This is a genomic window from Rhizobium zaerense, assembly GCF_051810725.1.
GTDB classification, from domain to species: domain Bacteria; phylum Pseudomonadota; class Alphaproteobacteria; order Rhizobiales; family Rhizobiaceae; genus Rhizobium; species Rhizobium leguminosarum_I.
Genome location: NZ_CM132690.1, coordinates 1501301 through 1518319, shown reverse-complemented (window position 1 = coordinate 1518319; position 17019 = coordinate 1501301). Strand labels below are relative to the sequence as shown.

Below are 17019 nucleotides of genomic sequence, written 5' to 3'. Positions count from 1 at the left end.
TATGCACGCGGGACTGGCAACCGCTTCCTCAACCGGACAGGATGCAAACGTCTATCATGACCACCGGGCTATGATGTCGTCGGTATTTGCCAGCGCCTTGCGGACTGCGTTGCGCGCCAAGTTCGGCCGCTGTAGTCGAATGCTTTTCTCAATATTTTCGTGAAGTTTCAGCGCATATCGCAAGTTGTCTTCCTCCCGCGTGACATGGGCGAAGAGGTGATTCAGCGCCGATTCGATCAATACGCCGAGCGGTACCAACAGATCATTTCCGGAGGCGCGCAAGATCGCGATGTGAAATCGCGCATCGGATTCTGTTCGCTGCTGGAGCGATGTCGCCTGGTCCATGTCATGCAAGGCCTGACTGATCGCGTTCATCTGTTCCTCAGTTCGTCGCTCCGCAGCAAGCGCAGTCGCTTCCGGCTCGATCATATGCCTGAGTTCTTGCACGGCCCTCAGAAAGGATTCGCGATCGGGAGATGCGGCATACCAGCCCAAGACATCTCGATCCAGCAGGTTCCAACGTTCCCTAGGTTCGACCCAGCTGCCGATTTTCGGGCGGGAAGAAAGCAGACCCTTGGCCATCAACATCTTGATCGCTTCGCGCACCGCCGAGCGGCTGACGTCAAAGACTTCCGACCATTTTGCCTCATTTGGCAGGATCGTGCCCGGCGGATAGTCGCCGCGCACGATCTGCAGACCGATCTCGCCGGCCAACGACACATGAACACTCGCCCCAGTCATGCGGGGAGAATTTGGGCGCCTTGTGGTTATCGAGCGGTCAACCGTCACCACCTCGACCGCAGCCGTTGGCCTTCCTGATTTTTTGTCAGGCATTTATTTCTACTGCCTCAGCATTCTTTCGACTGTCTGCACGTATGGTCAAAACAATCGTAATAACGAGGAAGTCGCCTGCGATTGACGCCGGCACAAAGCGCGGAATTCAAGGCGCGTCAAGCCCTGCGGATCTCTCGATCCGTCTCGTGAGGACAGTCGGCGCACCCTTCAACCGGGTGCGCCAAACCGTGAACCTACTTTTGAATGCAGGTGTCGACTGTGTCCTTTGTGCACTCATCGAGCCCGGTGAAGACCGGATCTTTAACCGGCTTGCCGGCAATCAGATCCATCATCACCGACGGTGCTTTGTAGCCCATCTCGAATGGCCGCTGGCCGACGAGCGCCGTCACTAGGCCTTCCTTCGCAATGGCAACCTCGTCGCCGATCGTGTCGGCCGCACCAATGACGAAATCGTTGCTGGCGATCTTCTCGGCCATTGGCTTGAACAGGTCGCGATAGGGTTGCGGTGCGCCGAACAACGGCCAGCCACCCATAATGCCGAATGCGTCCATGCCGGGATTGGCCGCGAGAATATCGGTCATTGCCTGAACACCCTTGGCACCGTCGTCATTGGTGAACACCGGGCAGCCGGCGACCTCAGTCCAGCCACCCTCACCTTTCAGCGCGGGCAAACCTTTCTGACCAGTGAGCGTGTCGCGCATCCCTTGTGCGCGGCGTAGAATATTGTCTGCGCCCGGATTGCCTTCGATCGTGCAGATCTTGCCGCCCTTCGGCTTGGCCTTCTTAATGTACTCGCCGATGCGGGCGCCCATCAGATAGTTGTCGGTGCCAAGATAGGTCTTGCGCAAGGCTGCATCCTCGGCGGCAAGATCGGCATCGAGCGTCATCACCGGAACCGTTGGATTGGCCGTCTTCAGGGTCTGGGCGATGAGCTTTGCATTTGACGGCGAGATTGCGATTGCAGCCGTGTCTGCCTTGCCCAACATATCCTGAACGATCTGCGCTTCCCCGGCTTCATCGGATGTCGATGCCGGACCAGTGTAGAAGCATTCGTATTCGGCCGTGGGGTTCTCCTTGTTCCATTTCTGGCAACCTTGATTGATTGCTTCGAAGAACGGATTGTCGAGGCCTTTGACGACGATGACGAGTTGCTTCTTGGCCAAGGCTTGCCCGGCGGTCATTGCTAAAACTGCGGCTGTAAGTAGTAATGCCTTCCTCATAGTTTCCTCCCTTGAAACAGACGGACACCGCGTGCCCGCCACACGAAATCAACCCGGATACCAGAGGATGCGAGGCTCCTCCTTTGAGCGCTCGTATTGCCATGCCGAGTCGATAAGCATTTCGAGATCGTAGTCTGGCCGCCAATCCAGCAGGTATTTCGCCTTGCTGTTGTCCATCCAATTGGAATGGAAGCGGCTTGGTATGTCGATTGAGCCGAGATTGCGGGTACGCAGGAGATAGGCGGCGACTTCAGCATAGTCGACCGGTCGATCCATGCAGATATTGAAGAGTTGCCGCTCCGCCCGGGGGTTATCGATCGCTGCCAGTATTGCCGATACAAGGTCATCGACATGCACGAAGTTGCGTTTCAGCGGACGACTGTCAGCATCGAGCAACAGCGGCACCGTACCCATCGCCGCATAGCGCCGTGCCGCGTCTTCCGGAACGAGCGTCTTCCAGTCCGGACCGCCAAAGACATCGTCTCCAAAAGACAGCGAATACTTGAAGTCGTCCTTTTCCATGATCCAGGGCGCGCGCAGACAACAGCCATTAAGGCCGTACTGAATGCCAAACTGCTCCAGCATGACCTCTTCCAGGACTTTGGAGAGCGCATAGCTTCCCGGATAGGCACAATGGCGGGTGTTCTCGGTGATCGGGCCGTCGTGGCGATAGTGGAAATGTCCCACACCCGCATCACCACCAATCAGGATGAACTGGCGTGCGGTGACGCTCGTACGGAACTCCTCGAGCAGCCAAAAGAGACCTTTGACCGTGACATCCATGATGTCTTCAGGCGTTTCCTTGCATGTGGCGAGATGCACGACATGGGTAACGTCATCCAGCGCCGCTGCCACGACATCGCGATCGGCGATCGAGCCTTGGAAGACATCGACACGGTCGGTCGCCTCGTACAAACGATTATGACAAAGCGCACGAATACGGGCTTTGGAAAATCTCGGATCGTCAAGCAGCCCAGCAATGAAGCGCCGCCCGACCTTGCCCGTCGCACCGGTAACAAGGATCAGCATGCTCATTCTCCCCCATGAGTAGCTAATATCCGGGCACCACTCTCGTCAAATGATATTTGTCTGACAAAACAGATTTTTGCGACAATAGGAGCAACGGCCGGGACAATGAGTTGACGCTGTCGCAGGGTTTTGCGTAAATGCTCCCATTCGCTTTTCCTGGGAGGACATTGGAGAAGCGGACACGCTTGAGCCTTGCGTCGGAGACAGGCAGGGTTCGGAGCGATGGATGGCCCGCAGGTTTTGGGAGGCGAGGAGGCTGGTGGCGGTTCTTGAACTCAGCAATATTTCCAAACATTTCGGCGCCATCCAGGCAGTCAACGATGTTTCGTTTTCACTCGAAGCGGGGCAAGTGGTCGGCCTCATGGGCGATAACGGCGCTGGCAAGTCCACACTGGTGAAGATGATTGCCGGCAACTTTCGGCCGAGCCATGGAACCATGCGGCTCGACGGCGCCGATCTCGTGCTTCATCGGCCGAAGGAAGCACGCCAGCATGGCATTGAGATCGTTCACCAGGATTTGGCGCTCTGCAACAATCTGACGGCGGCAGCGAACGTGTTCCTCGGACGAGAACTGCGCCGCGGCCTTTGGCCTCTTCGCATCCTCGACCACAAGAGCATGTACAAGCGCGCCGGCGAGATATTTCGCGAACTCAAATCCGAGACGCGGGCGCGCGACCTCGTCAAGCAAATGTCAGGTGGCCAGCGGCAAGCGGTCGCGATCGGCCGCACGATGCTGTCTGAAGCGAAAATCGTATTGATGGACGAGCCGACGGCAGCCATTTCCGTGCGCCAGGTGGCTGAGGTTCTGAATCTGATCCGCCAATTGCGGGACCGGGGCATTGTCGTTGTCCTGATCAGCCACCGCATGCCCGACGTCTTTTCGGTCGCCGACCGCGTGATCGTGATGCGGCGAGGCAGAAAAGTAGCCGACAAGCAGATTGCGGCAAGTTCGCCGGAGGAAGTGACGGGACTGATCACCGGCGCCATCGAACAGGTGTGATCGATGCTATCCGTTGCAACGAGAAGGAAGAAGGTCGACGATGGCGATTACACTTGACCAAACGATCGGACAGAAGCAACGGAGTTGGCTTGCGACGATCATGAGCGGCCAGACATTCTGGGTGCTGATTGCAGTCATTCTCGCCTGCATTTTTCTGTCGATGGCAACGGACTCCTTTGCGACGGCGAAGAACATCTACAACATCACCCGCAACGTCACCTTCGTCGCCATTATCGCGCTGGGCATGACGCTGGTCATCATCACCGGCGGCATTGATTTGTCCGTTGGCTCGGTGCTTTGCCTGTGCAGCATGGTGCTGGCGGTCGTCATGCATGCGGGATACAGCATTGAAGTCGGCATCGCCGCCTCAATCGGTACCGCTCTATTGGTCGGAGCTTTCAATGGCGTCTTGATTGCCTATCTCGGCTTCCCGCCTTTCGTCGTCACGCTTGGCATGTTGTCGATTGCGCGCAGCCTTGCGATGGTTGCATCCAACAATACTGTCGTTTTTGAGTTCGGGCCAGATCACGACAAGCTCCTGGCGCTGGGTGGTGGCGCCTGGGTTTTCGGCATCGCCAATCCAGTGCTTTATATGATCGTGCTGGCACTCATTACCGGTTTCGTGCTGCGCTGGACCAAGTTCGGTCGCTATGTCTTTGCCATCGGCGGCAATGAGCATGCCGCGACACTGACAGGTGTTCCCGTGCCGAGGATCAAGGTCATCGTCTATATGATTTCTGCCCTTTCGGCGGGGGTTGCCGGCATCATTCAAACCGGCTGGCTCGGCGCCGTCACTACAAACATCGGCGCCGGGATGGAGCTTCAGGTCATTGCCGCCGCGGTTATCGGCGGCGCCAACCTGGCCGGCGGCGTCGGCACTGCCTTTGGAGCCTTGGTCGGCGCCGCACTCATCGAGGTCATCCGTAACAGTCTTGGCCTGCTTGGCATCAACGCGTTCTGGCAGGGCTGCTTTATCGGCGGGGCAATCGTGCTCGCCGTCCTTTTCGACCGGCTTCGCAACTTGCGCCAGGGCGAGTAGACGAATCCGGCCCTTAAGAGACATCTGCGGTTCGCGCCCGCGCCACGAACGACTGTACGTTCACGCAGTCTGACCTTGTTCAACCCGCTTTGTTGTCTGCCCGTTGCCCTTGAAAAAGTGCACCTTCGAGACATCGGCGGTGAGTCCTATTTGGATTCCCGCCTTCATGTCATGACCGTCGTGCAGGACGAGGCAATCGTGCCCATCCGGCAGTTTGACGTGGAGCAGCGTTACCGCCCCGGTATATTCACAAAGCCCGACGGTTCCGCGCAGCGTCCCGTCTCGAGGCTCCACGACGCTCAGATGCTCCGGCCTTACCCCGATGGTCTCGGCTGCGGCATCCATTGCCGTTGCGCCTGTCAGCAAAGGCGCGATAACTGCAGGGAGCAGGTTCATTTTTGGGCTTCCGATGAATTGCGCCACGAAGGTATTTGCCGGCCGCTCGTATAGGTCCCGAGGGGAGCCGACCTGCTCGACGCGGCCGTCGCGCAGAACCACGATCTTGTCGGCGAGCGTCATCGCTTCGATCTGGTCGTGCGTTACATAAATCATCGTCGTGGAGAGCCGCTTGTGTAGAGCGGCGATTTCAGAGCGCATGTGCACGCGCAGCTCTGCATCGAGGTTCGACAGCGGTTCGTCGAACAGGAAGACATCAGGATTTCCGACGATGGCGCGGCCGATCGCAACGCGCTGCCGCTGACCGCCGGAAAGCTCGCGAGGGTAGCGATCGAGCAATGCTTCGAGCTTCAGCGTGGCGCTAGCTTCATCGACACGCTTCTGACGCTCCTGTGCCGGAACTTTGCGGACCTTCAGCCCGAAACCCATATTGTCCCGGACGGTCAGGTGCGGATAGAGGGCATAGGATTGGAAGACCATGGCAACACCGCGTTTCGAAGCCGGCACTTCGTTGACCACCCGGCCGCCAATCGCAAGTTCACCGCCGCTGAGATATTCCAGCCCCGAAATCAGCCGCAGCAAGGTGGACTTACCGCAGCCTGACGGACCGACGAATACGACGAATTCGCCCGGATCGATCCTCAGATCGACGCCGCGGATGACCTCGACGGCGCCGAAGCGTTTTTCGATGCCTTTAAGCGATACACTGCTCATGAACGAAAATTCCTCATCCCTTCACGCCTGATAGCGCAAAACTTTCGATGATCTGCCGCTGGGCGATCAGATAGACGATCAGGATCGGCACCACGGCAAGGCTGGTAGCGGCAAGCTGCAGGTTCCACAGCGGCAAGCCGTAGCTGTCGTTGAAGTTCGACAGGGCCAAAGGCAGCGTGAACATGTCGAGCGAGCTCAGAAAGATCAGCGGCTCCAGGAACAGGTTCCACGAGAACAGAAAGGTGATGATGGAAACCGCAGCCAGGGCCGGACGCGCCATCGGCAGCGCTATCTTCCACCAAACGCCGAAGCGTGAGAGGCCGTCCATCTTGCCGGCTTCTTCCAACTCCTTGGGCAGGGCCAGGAAATATTGGCGCATCAGGAACGTTGCCATCACCCCATGAGGGCCGAAGGTGGGCAGCAGGATCAGCGGCCAATGAGTATCCACCAAACCAAACCAACGCATCAGGAAGAAGTTCGGAATGATCGTCACTTCCTCCGGCACCATGAGCGCCGAGATCAGAAAGAGCATCAGCAGCCCCGCACCGGCAAACCGCATGCGCGCCAGCGCATAGCCGGCCATGGACGAGATGACGAGGGTGAGCGCCGTCACCACGATCGCGATGTAAAGCGAGTTGAAATACTGCCGCGCGAACGGCTGGTATGTGAACACTTCGACGAAATTCTGCCAGCGCCAGACGCGCGGAACAAGCGTCGGCGCGCCGAATATCTCGGTCACGCTCTTGAAGCCGGCAGACACCATCCAAACGAATGGGAAAACAAAAGGTATGGCGGCGATCAGGAGCGCGATCGTCCAGCAGGCGCGGTAGAGGATCTGGATTTGGCGCTGGGTCACTCCGATCCCTTTCTCCGCAGCATCACCTGCACCAGGGTCAGCGCCATGATCATCACGAACATGATCATCGCGAGCGCCGAGGCATAGCCGACATTGAAGAACTTGAAGCCCTGCTGGTAGATGTAGAAGGCAAGCACCAGTGTGCCGTTTTCCGGGCCGCCACCGGTCATCTGGTATATGTGATCGAAGACCTTGAAAGAGCCGATCGTCGTGATGACCATGATGACGAGCGTGGTCGGCGCCAGCAACGGCCAGGTGATCATGCTGAAGATCTGCCGGCGTGAGGCGCCCTCCAGGCGCGCTGCCTCTTCGTAATCCCGCGGGATCGCCTGCAGCGCCGCAATGTAGAGGATCATGTTGAGGCCGACCATCTTGATGACGCGGGTGACGATGACCGCCGCCATGGCCCAGTTCGGTTCACGCAACCAGTTTGGACCAGTGATCCCGACCAGCGCCAGCACCTGGTTGATGAAACCGCCTTCTCCTTGCAGCAGAAATTTCCAGACGATCGCCCAGGCGATGGCCGAGGTGATGACGGGAGCGAAAAACACCGTGCGAAAGAACACGACCCCGAAGAACGGCCGGGAGAGGGCGAGCGCCAAAGCGAGCGCGAGCGCCATGTTGAGCGGCACGAGACCGATCGCGAAAATAACCGAATTGCGTACCACAAGCCAAAAGTCAGGGTTTTCGACGAGCGCATTCCGAAAATTGGCAAGGCCGATGAAGGTGGCCTGCTGGCTGAGCAGGTTCCATTCGGTCATTGAATAATAGACCACTGCGCACAGCGGACCGAGGAAGAAGATGAGGAACCCGATGAAGGTGGGGCTGACGAACAGCCACGCCTCCATCATCTCTCTCATCTTCAACGTCAGCCAGGTCTTTTGGCCGGTTTGAATGGAGTTATGAACGGTATCGGCCATCTTCGTTCTGATCAAAGCAGCGGCTGGATTGCCGCGCAGATGCCCTTGATGGCGGCATCGACATCGGCATCCGGCTTCCACAGGGCATCGACGCGAGGCGCCATGGCGGCAAGGATCTGGGGCGCTTTTTCGTTCGCCGAGACCACCCGGCCCTTTTCTATCGCGGCAGCCACATTCTTCATCATCTCGGGCGGCACGAGCTTGTTGCCGTTGATGAATGCATCGGCCTGCAGAACGCTCTTGCGGGCCGGCGGGAAGAACTGCGCCATGGTGGCGACGTTCTCCTTATTGGTCATATGCGCCACGAATTCTGCGGCGATTTCCGTATTCTTGCCTTGGGCGAACACAACAAGACCGGCCTGGCCGATGACGGGTGACTCACCACCTGGGCCGGTGGGCAACGGTGCGATGCCCCACTTGAAACCGGCTTCCGCCATCTTCGAGGCGCGGGAAATCTGGTTGACCGTCATCGCCGAATTGCCGGAGAAGTAATCGCCCTGTTCGCCTGGCGGAACGATGGACTTGTCCTTGAAGACCATGTCATGCAGCTGCTTGACCGCTTTGACGGCTTCGGGCTTGTCGAAGCCGCATTCCTTGTTCGACCAGATATCGCCGCCATAAGCGCGGATTGGCGGCAGAAGGGCATGGGTCATGCGAGAGGCATAGCCTTCGCCATCCTTGAACTCGAAGCCCCATTTGCCGGGATTGGCTGCCGCGAGCTTCTTGGAGACTTCCTGGAACTTGTCCATGTTCCATTCGCCCTTGGCGGCGAGCGTCAGCGGATCTTCGAGCCCGGCTTTGTCGAACATGTCCTTGTTGTAGTAGATCATGAAAGGCGAGGTGGAGAACGGAATGCCGTAGACTGTTTCGTCCTTCTGCCAGAGGCCCATGGCCGGCTTCGAGAAATCGTCGAAATCATAGCCTTCCGCCGCCTTGAGCGTCGGGCCGAGGTCCATCAGAAGATTGGCGTTTTCGAAAGCCGGAGCGGCATCTTCCATCATCCAGGCTATGTCGGGAGCATTGCCGCCGGCGATCTGGAAGGTTAGTTTCTGCGTGTAGTCATTGACTGGCACGGTCTCGAACTTCACGTTCACGTCGGGATGCGTGGCTTTGAAGCTCTCCGCAATGCCATTCAGCATCTTCAGATGAGCCTCACTCCCGGTCCACACAGTCATGCGGAGATCCGTCGCGAAGACGGCAGACGTCGATATGCACAATGTCAACGCGGATGCTGCGATACCTGCAAATGCGGCCTTCATGGTTTCCTCCCTTTTTGGTCGTTTGCAATCAGCCTTCACCGAATGAATGCAAACGGCATTCGCCCCGAATTTGGCTGCAAGCTGCGGCGGATGGTTCCGCCACATGATCTCGAAAACCTTGCCGCAGGCCGCTCACCCGACAGCGTGCGGAAGGCTCCCGGGCGCGTCTCCGATCGACCATCCTCCGTCGACCGGGATATTTGCACCCGTAATGTAGCTGGCAGCATCGCTGCACAAAAAAACAAACGCCCCCACCAGGTCCTGCGGCTGGCCCGGCCTACCAATAGGGATCTTGGCGGCAACCGCTTCGCGGAACGCCGGGTCGCCGTAGCGCGCGGAATTGGCCTCGATCTCGATCGCACCCGGCGAAACCACATTCAGCGTGACGCCGCGATGGCCGGTTTCGCGCGCAATCGACCTGATCGCGGTCAACTGCGCCGCCTTGAGCGATGCATAAACAACCGTTTCCGCCCGCGGCCGCACCGCCATGATACTGCCGGTGGCGACGATCCTGCCCCAGCCCCGCTCGGCCATCGGTGGAACCAGCTTTGCCGTCAGCATCAGCAGCGCCGAGAAATTCGATGCCACATGGGCGCTGACATGCGCCTCATCGAATTCCTGCCAGGGCCGCCGATGTTCGATGGCGGCATTGGCAATGAGGATATCGATCGGGCCGTGTGTTTTGAGCACATCATCGGCAAAAGCCTGCGTCGCACGCCCGTCGGTGAAGTCTGCTTCCAGTACCGGCGCTGTGCCGCCGGTCGCCCGGGCCACCTCACTCGCGCCCTTCTCATTACCGAAATGATGCAGGATCAGTTCCGCTCCATGCTCCGCAAGGCCAAGCGCAACAGCCCGGCCAATGCCGGAACTGGCGCCGGTTACCAGCACCCGCCGGCCTTTCAATGAGAAGCGCGCGGCGCTCATCGCTCGGTATCTTTCAGCTTGTCGGCCACCTCGAGCGAGGCAATGTCGGCAGCTTCGAAATGCTCCCGGATTTTTTGCTCGGCGAGGTCGGCATCGCCAGCTGCAATTGCGTCGTAGATCGCCTGATGCCGTTCAATCGTTGCCCGCCAGTCAGCGTCGCTGCGATTGGCGCGACGTGAAAACAATTCCGACACCTCGCGCTGCACGGAACGCATGCTCTCCATGTGCACACGGATCATGTAATTACCCGTCGTCATGGCAAGGCCAAGGTGAAACAGGATGTCGGCGGCGGTAAAGCTGGAGGGCTCCTGCACGGAAGCCTGCATGCCCGCCAATCCCTGCCGCATGATATTGAGACCTTCCGGATCGCGGCGTTCGGCGGCGAGCCGGGCAATTCCCGTCTCGACGACGCGGCGCATCTCATTGGCTTCGCGCAGCCGCTTGAGACTGGAGCGGACCGCGTAGCCGTAGATTTTATCCATCGAGTCGCCGCTCAGCGCCTTGGCGCGGGCGACCTTGCCTTGCTGGGTGAAGATCAGCCCGGCTGCCGTCAGCTGGCGAAGCGCCTCGCGGGCGATAGGCTTCGAGACGCCGAACTCCCTGGCGATCTCCCCTTCGGGCGGCAACGGCTCGCCAGGCGAGATGCGCCCGTCAAAGAGCGCGGCGGCAATCGCATCGGACACTCCATCCGCCAACCGCGAAGGGTTTGGCGGCTTGGCGGTGAAAACGGGTTTCCTTTCGGGAATTTCACTCATCTCGATCCTCATATTCACAAAGCTAACACGCAGTTTCCAACTTAGCAACTAGGTTTATCAGTTGCCAAGTCACCGACATCTAGCTAGGAATAACAGACACGCCCGAAAGCAGCGAGCAAAACCCGGAGCAACGAGCAAAACATTGGGAACGAAAGAGCCGATGGATTCTGTGCAACGTTCGACCGGACCGGCGATCCTCATTTCAGATGTCGTCGCCCATCCGCTCAGCCAGACGCTGCCCAAACCGACCGTCACGTCCTGGGGCACCTATCACAAGGTCTCGATGGTTCTCGTCGAGGTGCGCACTGATGCCGGCATCGTCGGCGTCGGTGAGGCTCTGGCCCGGTTTTCGCCCAAGGCTTATGCGGAGCTGATCGAAACCTCGTTAAAGCCACGGCTGATCGGACAGGACGCACGCAACATCGGCGCGCTCTGGCAATCCATGCGGCGCTCGCTCTCAGGCCGCGCCGGCGGAATGCTGATCGAGGCGATCGCAGGCGTCGACATTGCGCTGTGGGACATCATGGGCAAGGCCGCCGGCATGCCGATCGCCAAGCTGCTTGGCGGCATCGGCCGGGAAACGATCGAGGTCTATGCCGCCGCCGTAAACTGGGTCGACGATGCCAAGGCGGATCGGGAACTGGAGCGCTATATCGGCGAGGGATTCCCGCGCATCAAAGTCAAGATGGCCAATCCCGTCAGGGAAGCCTGCCGGCGCATCGACCGGCTGCGCAAACGCGCCGGCGACGATATCGAACTCTGTGTCGACGCCAACTGGGCCTATGATCTGGACCAGGCGATCGAAGTCGGCAGGGCACTTTCGGCCAACGGCTACTTCTGGTTCGAGGAGCCGCTGGCGCCGGAAAATGAGCAAGGCTACGAAGAACTTCGCAAACGCTGCGACGTGCCGCTCGCAGCCGGAGAGAGCAACTTTACCGCCGATCAGGCGCAGCGTCTCGTCGCCAACCGCACGCTTTCAGTCCTGCAGCCAGATGTCGCGCGTGCCGGCGGCATATCCGAAACGCGGCGCATGGCCGACTATGCCGCCCTCCACGATGTGGGCTACGCCCCGCATATCGGCATGTCCGGCATTATCTGCGAGACGGCCAGCGCGCATCTGGCGGCCGCCCTTCCGAATTTCCGGGTGATGGAATGCGAGTGCGATCTTAGCCCCTTCAAGCGCGACCTGACCGATCTGGCGCCCGGCTGCCTGCGCCAGAAGAATGGCCAGCTCGACGTGCCAACACGGCCGGGTCTCGGCATCGAAATCAATTGGGACGCCATCAAACGGCTCCACGTACAGTGAGGTCAACGCTAGAATGACGACATCAGCCCCCTCTTCCATAGCCGACATGATGGAAGCCATGAGGCTCGCCATGCTTCGTGCAGATCCGGCGCTCAGCCGTTTCGATCCTCTGCCGCGCATCCTGTCCTTTGACGACTTTTCGCGCGGGCATTGCGGCTGGTCACAGTTGGTCGGCAATTACGAGGACAGCCTCGACGTCATGCTGCCGGGCTTTGCCCAGCACTCGAGCGCCATGCTCTCAACTCTCGGACATTGGGATGCGGGATCCCACGGCGGCATGGATTCGTCCTATGCGCTCAAGATCGCCACAAAGGCAAAGCCCGGTGCCCAGAACGTTGCAATCAAGCGCCATACCTTCCGCAAGCGCGGGCCGATCCGCTTCGAGATTTTCTTCACGTTCAAGCCGGAGGCGACGGAACTGAAACTATCGGAAACCGACGTGCGATCGATCGGCTTCCTGTTCGACCTGCAATGCGGCGATCGGGACGGAAATGGCGAGCGGGTCATGCCGCATCTGCGCTTTCTCAATGCACTCGACGGCAAGCACTTGCAGAAATGGCAGTACAAGCGTGAGACCACGTCCTTCACAGCCATCGGCCGGGAAGACAAGACCGTAAGCCACTATCACCTGGCGCCGGAAGGCTGGCTGGACTTGCCGGATGGTGAACAACGGCTCTGCTACAACGAGATCCCGACGAAGGTGAACTGGAGCTATATGCGCTTCGATTTCGACCTCGCCTCCATGAAGGCTTCCGGCTTGCAATGCAACGACCGGAATTTCGACGTATCCGGCTTCGAGTCGATCCGGATTCCGGCGATGAAAAATCTCTGGTGCATGCTGAACTTCTGCCTGTTCGCCGAGACGGATGTCGCAAAACGTGCCTTTCTCTACGTTGATTCCATCTGCATTTCAGGGGATTTTTGATGCTTCCCGAAAACATCACGGCGGTGATAACCCGCAATGAGCGCTGGAGCGGTGACGCCGCGAGCGAACCCTATGAGGCCGGCTGGGCGCATGAAGCCGTGTTCTTTATTCGGGCATTGAAGCCTCCCGTCGGCACTGTACCCAAGGGCTGGGTGGAGATCTCGCCTGACGGCATGCACTGGGTTCGAGAAGGAACGGAATTCGTCATGCCGGGCGAACAGGACGGCATTGCCGTGGCCCGGCTCAACGCCTTCGGCAATTGGCTGCGCGTTGCAACCCGCTTTGCCGATGGCGCTGAATGCACCGTGCTCGTGACCCTTCATCTGAAGGCTTGATTTGAGAAACGCGGGTATCGCTTCCGCGCTTTCTCCTTCCGTCAGCCAAGATAGGCGCCCTGGGCCAGAAGTTCCCTGCGCAAATCCGCGTAGTCGACATGCCGGGGGCTGGCCCTGTTGCCGACCGAAAGTGCTGCGGCAACACCGGCCGCCTGGCCGAGCGCAAAGCAGGGCGGCATGACACGAATGGCGCTGAGCGCCTCATGCGTCGCCGAAACCGCGCGGCCGGACACCAACAGGCCTTCATGAATGCGCGGCAGCATGACCCGGTAAGGTATCTGGTAGATATTGGCGGCATCGAGCCCCGCGCCACCGGTACCACCGCCCGAACCTGTGGGGTCGTGAATATCGAGCGGATAGCCGCACAACGCCACGACATCGTCGAAGGCGCGGCCGGAATGCAAATCTTGCAGCGTCAGTTCGTAAGCGCCGTCGATCCGTCGGGTTTCCCGCACACCGATCTGAGTTGCCGTGTCCCGCAGCTCCACCTGTTCGAAGCCGGGCAGGTTGTCGCGGAAGAAATCGAGCAGCGCCACGGTCTGCTCCCGACCTTCGACCTCGGCAAGTGAGAGCTCAAGGGCGTCAGCCCCATTGCGGCGCAACACGCGGCCGGTATTGATGCGCCAGACGCCCGGTTCCATGGTTTTGTATAGGCCGATGCCGCGGCGAGGCGCGGGAAAGCGGCCCTCTGCCGTCGCCTTGGCGACGATCGAGGCGAAAGGCCGAAAGTCCTGCGGATGCGCGCGGATGTAATCCTCCACCACCTGGTCGTCGACGTTCTGCACGCGGAAGAACAGTGTCTGCGGCTGGGAAAGGCCGTCGCTTTCCCGCCCCTGGCGGGTATGGACACCGGCATAATGGGCGACATCGCCGTCGGCCGAGCAATCGACGACGACCTTGGCACGAGCGCTCCTCAGCCCGCCCTTGCCGGCGCAAACGACTCCGAGCACCCGGGGATTGTCCGCATCATGGTCATCAACGATCGCATCGACGACCATGGTGTGCAGCAACAATTCCACTCCTGCCTCGACGCACATGCGCTGCGCCGCGACCTTTGCCGCCTCAGGCTGGAAAGGGGTCACCTTGTCGTGGCCGTAGACGATGAAGCCGCAATAGGCCGAACCTGCCGGGATCGTGCTCGGATGCAACGCGCCGCCGAGCGCCATCATCCGCTGAACGAATTCTTCGTAGATGCCGCGGATCAGTTGCTGGCTGCCGTCGAGCGAATAGGAGGTCATGCAGGGGCCGACGAGGCCCGCCGTGAGGTTGCCGCCGAGGAAGCCGTAGCGCTCCACAAGGCGTACCCGCACGCCAAGACGTGCCGCCGCGACCGCCGCCGATAATCCCGATGGTCCGCCCCCGATGACGAGCACATCGACATCATCGAGTTCGGGAATATCGGCCGAATAGGCGTAACGGCGAGCTGTCTGCTGCATAGTTTTATCCCCTCCCCGGCCTAGCGGAACATCGATCCGCCGTCGACATCAAGCGCGGCGCCGTAGGTAAAGCTGGCTGCATCCGAGCACAGGAACATGATTGCCGCCGCCATATCCTCCGGCCGCCCCATGCGCCGCATCGGCAGATTGCCGGCGATGCGGTCCTTCAGCGACTGGTCAATATGGGAGTGCATCGGGGAATCCGTCGGTCCGGGGTTCAGCGCGTTGATGCGGATCTTCTTGCCCGCAAGTTCCCGCGCTACCGACTTGACCATCGACAAGGTTCCTGCTTTCGATGCCGCATAGGCGGTATCGGCGATCAGCCCGCCGCCGCCATGCACGCCGGCATCCGAGGCGATACAGACGATGTTGCCGCCATCGGTGTTGTCGAGCATGCGTTTGACCGCCGCCTGCACGACGAAGAAGCTGCCGAGCAGATTGACATTGAGCACGCGATGCCAATGCGCCCAATCCTGCTCGAATATACGCTTGGCTGTGATGATCGCTGCACACGTCACAACGTTATCGAGACGCGCCAGATTGGCGTCACAATAATCGAAGGCCTTGTCGATGCTTTCCTGATCGCTGACATCCACCGTCACGGTGTGAACGGCCCCGCCGCCATTGCGCAGCTCCGCACCATAGCGCTCCAGCCCCGCCTCATCACGATCGGCCATGACGACTTCCGCGCCCTTGCTGGCGAAGGCCCTTGCAGTTTCTAGACCCATTCCGCTCGCTGCGCCCGTGATAAGCACGCTTCGGCCCGCAAAACTATCGTTGGAAAAAGTAGCATAGGTCCCAAGCATCGTCGCAGCCTCGTTCATTAAGGGCAGCGCAACAACCAGTCAGCAGGCTCGCCTTCCCATCGCTAGCAACGTAGCAACTATGTTATATAGTTGTAAAGCGCAATGTGGAGGCGATACGCTGTCTGGAAGCGGAGTTTCGCACTGTCTCACGCAGGACGGTGGAATAACTCGTTGATCGCGCTGCATCGATCGGTGCGATCAATGCCGTCATGGCGAAACCAATGCGCTCGCTGCAGCGATTTCTAACGTCAAATCTCTCTTGTCGTGCCACTTGGCAAAACAGGAAAGCTCCGGCCGCTTCACCGGTCCGAAAGCGCGCGCTTCGCAAGCGACCTTCGCCACATCCGGACCGGCCTGGTTTGCTCCGCCAATGACAATAAACTTGTGAAAAATCCGATATTAGGGCACAATTTGTGAACGCATCGGAATTTGCGGCGCAATCTCAAATCCGGCCGTCTCGCGCCGGATAGCAGTTCGCGTCGGAGGGTCGGCGTCGATGGATCAGGGGTTCTTTCTTCTGTTCGCTACGGTGTCCGTGATCACGGCCCTGACGGTGGTCTTGGCCCGAAATCCGGTGCACAGCGCATTGTCGCTGATGGCGTGTTTCCTCAACATCTCGGCAATCTTCGTTATGCTCGAGGCGCCGTTGCTCGCGGTCATCCAGATCTTCGTCTATGTCGGCGCGATCATGGTCCTGTTCCTGTTCGTGATCATGATGATCGATGTACGCGAAGCGGTGTTGCAGCGGTTCTTGCCGGGCGGCAACCTGCCAGCCATGGTGCTGCTCATCCTGCTTGGGATCGAGATGCTTGTGCTGGTGCTCTGGACCGACCGCTTTTCGATCACGGAGCCCGCTGCCATGAGCGGCGGCGATCAGACCAGGCAGCTCAGCACGACACTTTTCGCCGACTATCTCCTGCCGTTTGAAGCTGCGTCCGTCATCCTTCTGGCCGCCCTGGTCGGCGCCATCGTGCTGGCGCGGAAGGAGCAGGGATGATGGTTCCGCTCTCGTGGTACATTCTACTCGGAGTGGTCCTGTTCGTGATCGGAGCAGCTGGCGTGCTGGTCAGGCGCAATATCCTGGTCTTGCTGATGTCGCTGGAGCTGCTGCTCAACTCGGTCAACATCAATTTCATCGCTTTCGGGCGTTACCACGGCGATTTCCGCGGGCAGATCTTCGCGATCTTCGTCATCGCAATCACAGCGGCGGAAGTTGCCGTCGCCCTCGGTATCCTGGTCGCCCTCGTGAGGAACAAATCCACCCTCAAGGTCGACGAAGTGACCATGATGAAAGGATAGCGGCT

General features: G+C 59.5%; 18 protein-coding genes. 7 read left to right on the top strand and 11 right to left on the bottom strand.

The genetic code is table 11. The features are described from left to right. Window positions 1–54 precede the first annotated feature (54 nt). The 3 genes from ACS4RR_RS07235 to ACS4RR_RS07225 all read right to left on the bottom strand — a co-directional run bounded on the left by ACS4RR_RS07235 (window position 55) and on the right by ACS4RR_RS07225 (window position 3044). Window positions 55–834: a FadR/GntR family transcriptional regulator gene (locus tag ACS4RR_RS07235; RefSeq protein WP_456189898.1), complete on the bottom strand. Its 780-nt coding sequence runs from the start codon at window positions 832–834 to the stop codon at window positions 55–57. A 194-nt stretch (window positions 835–1028) separates the two neighbouring features. Then, window positions 1029–2015: a substrate-binding domain-containing protein gene (locus tag ACS4RR_RS07230; RefSeq protein ID WP_017965922.1), complete on the bottom strand. Its 987-nt coding sequence runs from the start codon at window positions 2013–2015 to the stop codon at window positions 1029–1031. A 48-nt stretch (window positions 2016–2063) separates the two neighbouring features. Continuing rightward, entirely contained in the window at window positions 2064–3044 is a 981-nt protein-coding gene (locus tag ACS4RR_RS07225; RefSeq protein ID WP_456189897.1) for an NAD-dependent epimerase/dehydratase family protein, read from the bottom strand. 259 nt (window positions 3045–3303) lie between these two features. On the opposite strand from ACS4RR_RS07225, the gene ACS4RR_RS07220 reads away from it, so the two are divergent. Beyond that, entirely contained in the window at window positions 3304–4044 is a 741-nt protein-coding gene (locus ACS4RR_RS07220; RefSeq protein ID WP_017965924.1) for an ATP-binding cassette domain-containing protein, read from the top strand. Between the two features lie 40 nt (window positions 4045–4084). After that, a complete protein-coding gene (locus tag ACS4RR_RS07215) occupies window positions 4085–5083 on the top strand; it encodes an ABC transporter permease (protein WP_017965925.1) in 999 nt (332 codons plus the stop codon). Window positions 5084–5143: 60 nt separating this feature from the next. On the opposite strand, the gene ACS4RR_RS07210 is transcribed toward ACS4RR_RS07215, so the two are convergent. From ACS4RR_RS07210 to ACS4RR_RS07185, 6 genes are all read right to left on the bottom strand, one after another. Further along, window positions 5144–6193 carry an ABC transporter ATP-binding protein gene (locus ACS4RR_RS07210; RefSeq protein WP_456189896.1) on the bottom strand — a complete coding sequence of 350 codons (1050 nt, stop codon included), beginning with the start codon at window positions 6191–6193 and terminating at the stop codon, window positions 5144–5146. A 13-nt stretch (window positions 6194–6206) separates the two neighbouring features. Beyond that, window positions 6207–7049, bottom strand: a complete 843-nt coding sequence (locus ACS4RR_RS07205; protein WP_456189895.1) for a carbohydrate ABC transporter permease — start codon at window positions 7047–7049, stop codon at window positions 6207–6209. After that, the gene (locus tag ACS4RR_RS07200; protein ID WP_222386840.1) at window positions 7046–7969 is read right to left on the bottom strand and encodes a carbohydrate ABC transporter permease; all 924 of its coding nucleotides are present in this window, start codon (window positions 7967–7969) and stop codon (window positions 7046–7048) included. The genes ACS4RR_RS07205 and ACS4RR_RS07200 overlap by 4 nt, the downstream gene beginning before the upstream one ends. Window positions 7970–7980: 11 nt before the next feature. Beyond that, window positions 7981–9228 (bottom strand): ABC transporter substrate-binding protein, encoded by a 1248-nt coding sequence (locus tag ACS4RR_RS07195; RefSeq protein WP_456189894.1) that lies wholly within the window; start codon window positions 9226–9228, stop codon window positions 7981–7983. A gap of 132 nt (window positions 9229–9360) precedes the next feature. Continuing rightward, complete coding sequence (locus tag ACS4RR_RS07190; RefSeq protein WP_260296953.1) at window positions 9361–10152, bottom strand: SDR family NAD(P)-dependent oxidoreductase; 792 nt, start codon at window positions 10150–10152, stop codon at window positions 9361–9363. Beyond that, complete coding sequence (locus ACS4RR_RS07185; protein ID WP_260296957.1) at window positions 10149–10907, bottom strand: FadR/GntR family transcriptional regulator; 759 nt, start codon at window positions 10905–10907, stop codon at window positions 10149–10151. The genes ACS4RR_RS07190 and ACS4RR_RS07185 overlap by 4 nt, the downstream gene beginning before the upstream one ends. Window positions 10908–11067: 160 nt before the next feature. Here ACS4RR_RS07185 and ACS4RR_RS07180 point away from each other — a divergent pair, with 160 nt between their 5' ends. From ACS4RR_RS07180 to ACS4RR_RS07170, 3 genes are read left to right on the top strand one after another with little or no spacing between them, the layout of a single operon-like run. Continuing rightward, entirely contained in the window at window positions 11068–12213 is a 1146-nt protein-coding gene (locus ACS4RR_RS07180; protein ID WP_260109337.1) for a mandelate racemase/muconate lactonizing enzyme family protein, read from the top strand. A 58-nt stretch (window positions 12214–12271) separates the two neighbouring features. Next, window positions 12272–13138 (top strand): DUF6772 family protein, encoded by an 867-nt coding sequence (locus ACS4RR_RS07175; RefSeq protein WP_260111066.1) that lies wholly within the window; start codon window positions 12272–12274, stop codon window positions 13136–13138. Then, window positions 13138–13473 carry a hypothetical protein gene (locus tag ACS4RR_RS07170; protein ID WP_029872515.1) on the top strand — a complete coding sequence of 112 codons (336 nt, stop codon included), beginning with the start codon at window positions 13138–13140 and terminating at the stop codon, window positions 13471–13473. Before ACS4RR_RS07175 ends, ACS4RR_RS07170 begins: the two co-directional genes overlap by 1 nt. 41 nt (window positions 13474–13514) lie before the next feature. Here the strand turns inward: ACS4RR_RS07170 and ACS4RR_RS07165 are convergent, their stop codons facing one another. Further along, the gene (locus tag ACS4RR_RS07165) at window positions 13515–14909 is read right to left on the bottom strand and encodes an FAD-dependent oxidoreductase (RefSeq protein WP_260109338.1); all 1395 of its coding nucleotides are present in this window, start codon (window positions 14907–14909) and stop codon (window positions 13515–13517) included. Window positions 14910–14929: 20 nt separating this feature from the next. Then, entirely contained in the window at window positions 14930–15733 is an 804-nt protein-coding gene (locus tag ACS4RR_RS07160; protein WP_260109339.1) for an SDR family NAD(P)-dependent oxidoreductase, read from the bottom strand. A 478-nt stretch (window positions 15734–16211) separates the two neighbouring features. On the opposite strand from ACS4RR_RS07160, the gene ACS4RR_RS07155 reads away from it, so the two are divergent. Then, complete coding sequence (locus tag ACS4RR_RS07155) at window positions 16212–16712, top strand: NADH-quinone oxidoreductase subunit J (protein WP_260109340.1); 501 nt, start codon at window positions 16212–16214, stop codon at window positions 16710–16712. Beyond that, window positions 16712–17014 carry an NADH-quinone oxidoreductase subunit NuoK gene (gene nuoK, locus ACS4RR_RS07150; RefSeq protein WP_456190138.1) on the top strand — a complete coding sequence of 101 codons (303 nt, stop codon included), beginning with the start codon at window positions 16712–16714 and terminating at the stop codon, window positions 17012–17014. Before ACS4RR_RS07155 ends, nuoK begins: the two co-directional genes overlap by 1 nt. Window positions 17015–17019 lie beyond the last annotated feature (5 nt).

Excerpts from the sequence above, each read along its gene's own strand:
- ACS4RR_RS07235 (WP_456189898.1), bottom strand. The coding sequence starts at position 834 with ATGCCTGACAAAAAATCAGGAAGGCCAACGGCTGCGGTCGAGGTGGTG.
- ACS4RR_RS07230 (WP_017965922.1), bottom strand. The coding sequence starts at position 2,015 with ATGAGGAAGGCATTACTACTTACAGCCGCAGTTTTAGCAATGACCGCC.
- ACS4RR_RS07225 (WP_456189897.1), bottom strand. The coding sequence starts at position 3,044 with ATGCTGATCCTTGTTACCGGTGCGACGGGCAAGGTCGGGCGGCGCTTC.
- ACS4RR_RS07215 (WP_017965925.1), top strand. The coding sequence starts at position 4,085 with ATGGCGATTACACTTGACCAAACGATCGGACAGAAGCAACGGAGTTGG.
- ACS4RR_RS07210 (WP_456189896.1), bottom strand. The coding sequence starts at position 6,193 with ATGAGCAGTGTATCGCTTAAAGGCATCGAAAAACGCTTCGGCGCCGTC.
- ACS4RR_RS07200 (WP_222386840.1), bottom strand. The coding sequence starts at position 7,969 with ATGGCCGATACCGTTCATAACTCCATTCAAACCGGCCAAAAGACCTGG.
- ACS4RR_RS07195 (WP_456189894.1), bottom strand. The coding sequence starts at position 9,228 with ATGAAGGCCGCATTTGCAGGTATCGCAGCATCCGCGTTGACATTGTGC.
- ACS4RR_RS07190 (WP_260296953.1), bottom strand. The coding sequence starts at position 10,152 with ATGAGCGCCGCGCGCTTCTCATTGAAAGGCCGGCGGGTGCTGGTAACC.
- ACS4RR_RS07185 (WP_260296957.1), bottom strand. The coding sequence starts at position 10,907 with ATGAGTGAAATTCCCGAAAGGAAACCCGTTTTCACCGCCAAGCCGCCA.
- ACS4RR_RS07180 (WP_260109337.1), top strand. The coding sequence starts at position 11,068 with ATGGATTCTGTGCAACGTTCGACCGGACCGGCGATCCTCATTTCAGAT.
- ACS4RR_RS07175 (WP_260111066.1), top strand. The coding sequence starts at position 12,272 with ATGAGGCTCGCCATGCTTCGTGCAGATCCGGCGCTCAGCCGTTTCGAT.
- ACS4RR_RS07170 (WP_029872515.1), top strand. The coding sequence starts at position 13,138 with ATGCTTCCCGAAAACATCACGGCGGTGATAACCCGCAATGAGCGCTGG.
- ACS4RR_RS07165 (WP_260109338.1), bottom strand. The coding sequence starts at position 14,909 with ATGCAGCAGACAGCTCGCCGTTACGCCTATTCGGCCGATATTCCCGAA.
- ACS4RR_RS07160 (WP_260109339.1), bottom strand. The coding sequence starts at position 15,733 with ATGAACGAGGCTGCGACGATGCTTGGGACCTATGCTACTTTTTCCAAC.
- ACS4RR_RS07155 (WP_260109340.1), top strand. The coding sequence starts at position 16,212 with ATGGATCAGGGGTTCTTTCTTCTGTTCGCTACGGTGTCCGTGATCACG.
- nuoK (WP_456190138.1), top strand. The coding sequence starts at position 16,712 with ATGGTTCCGCTCTCGTGGTACATTCTACTCGGAGTGGTCCTGTTCGTG.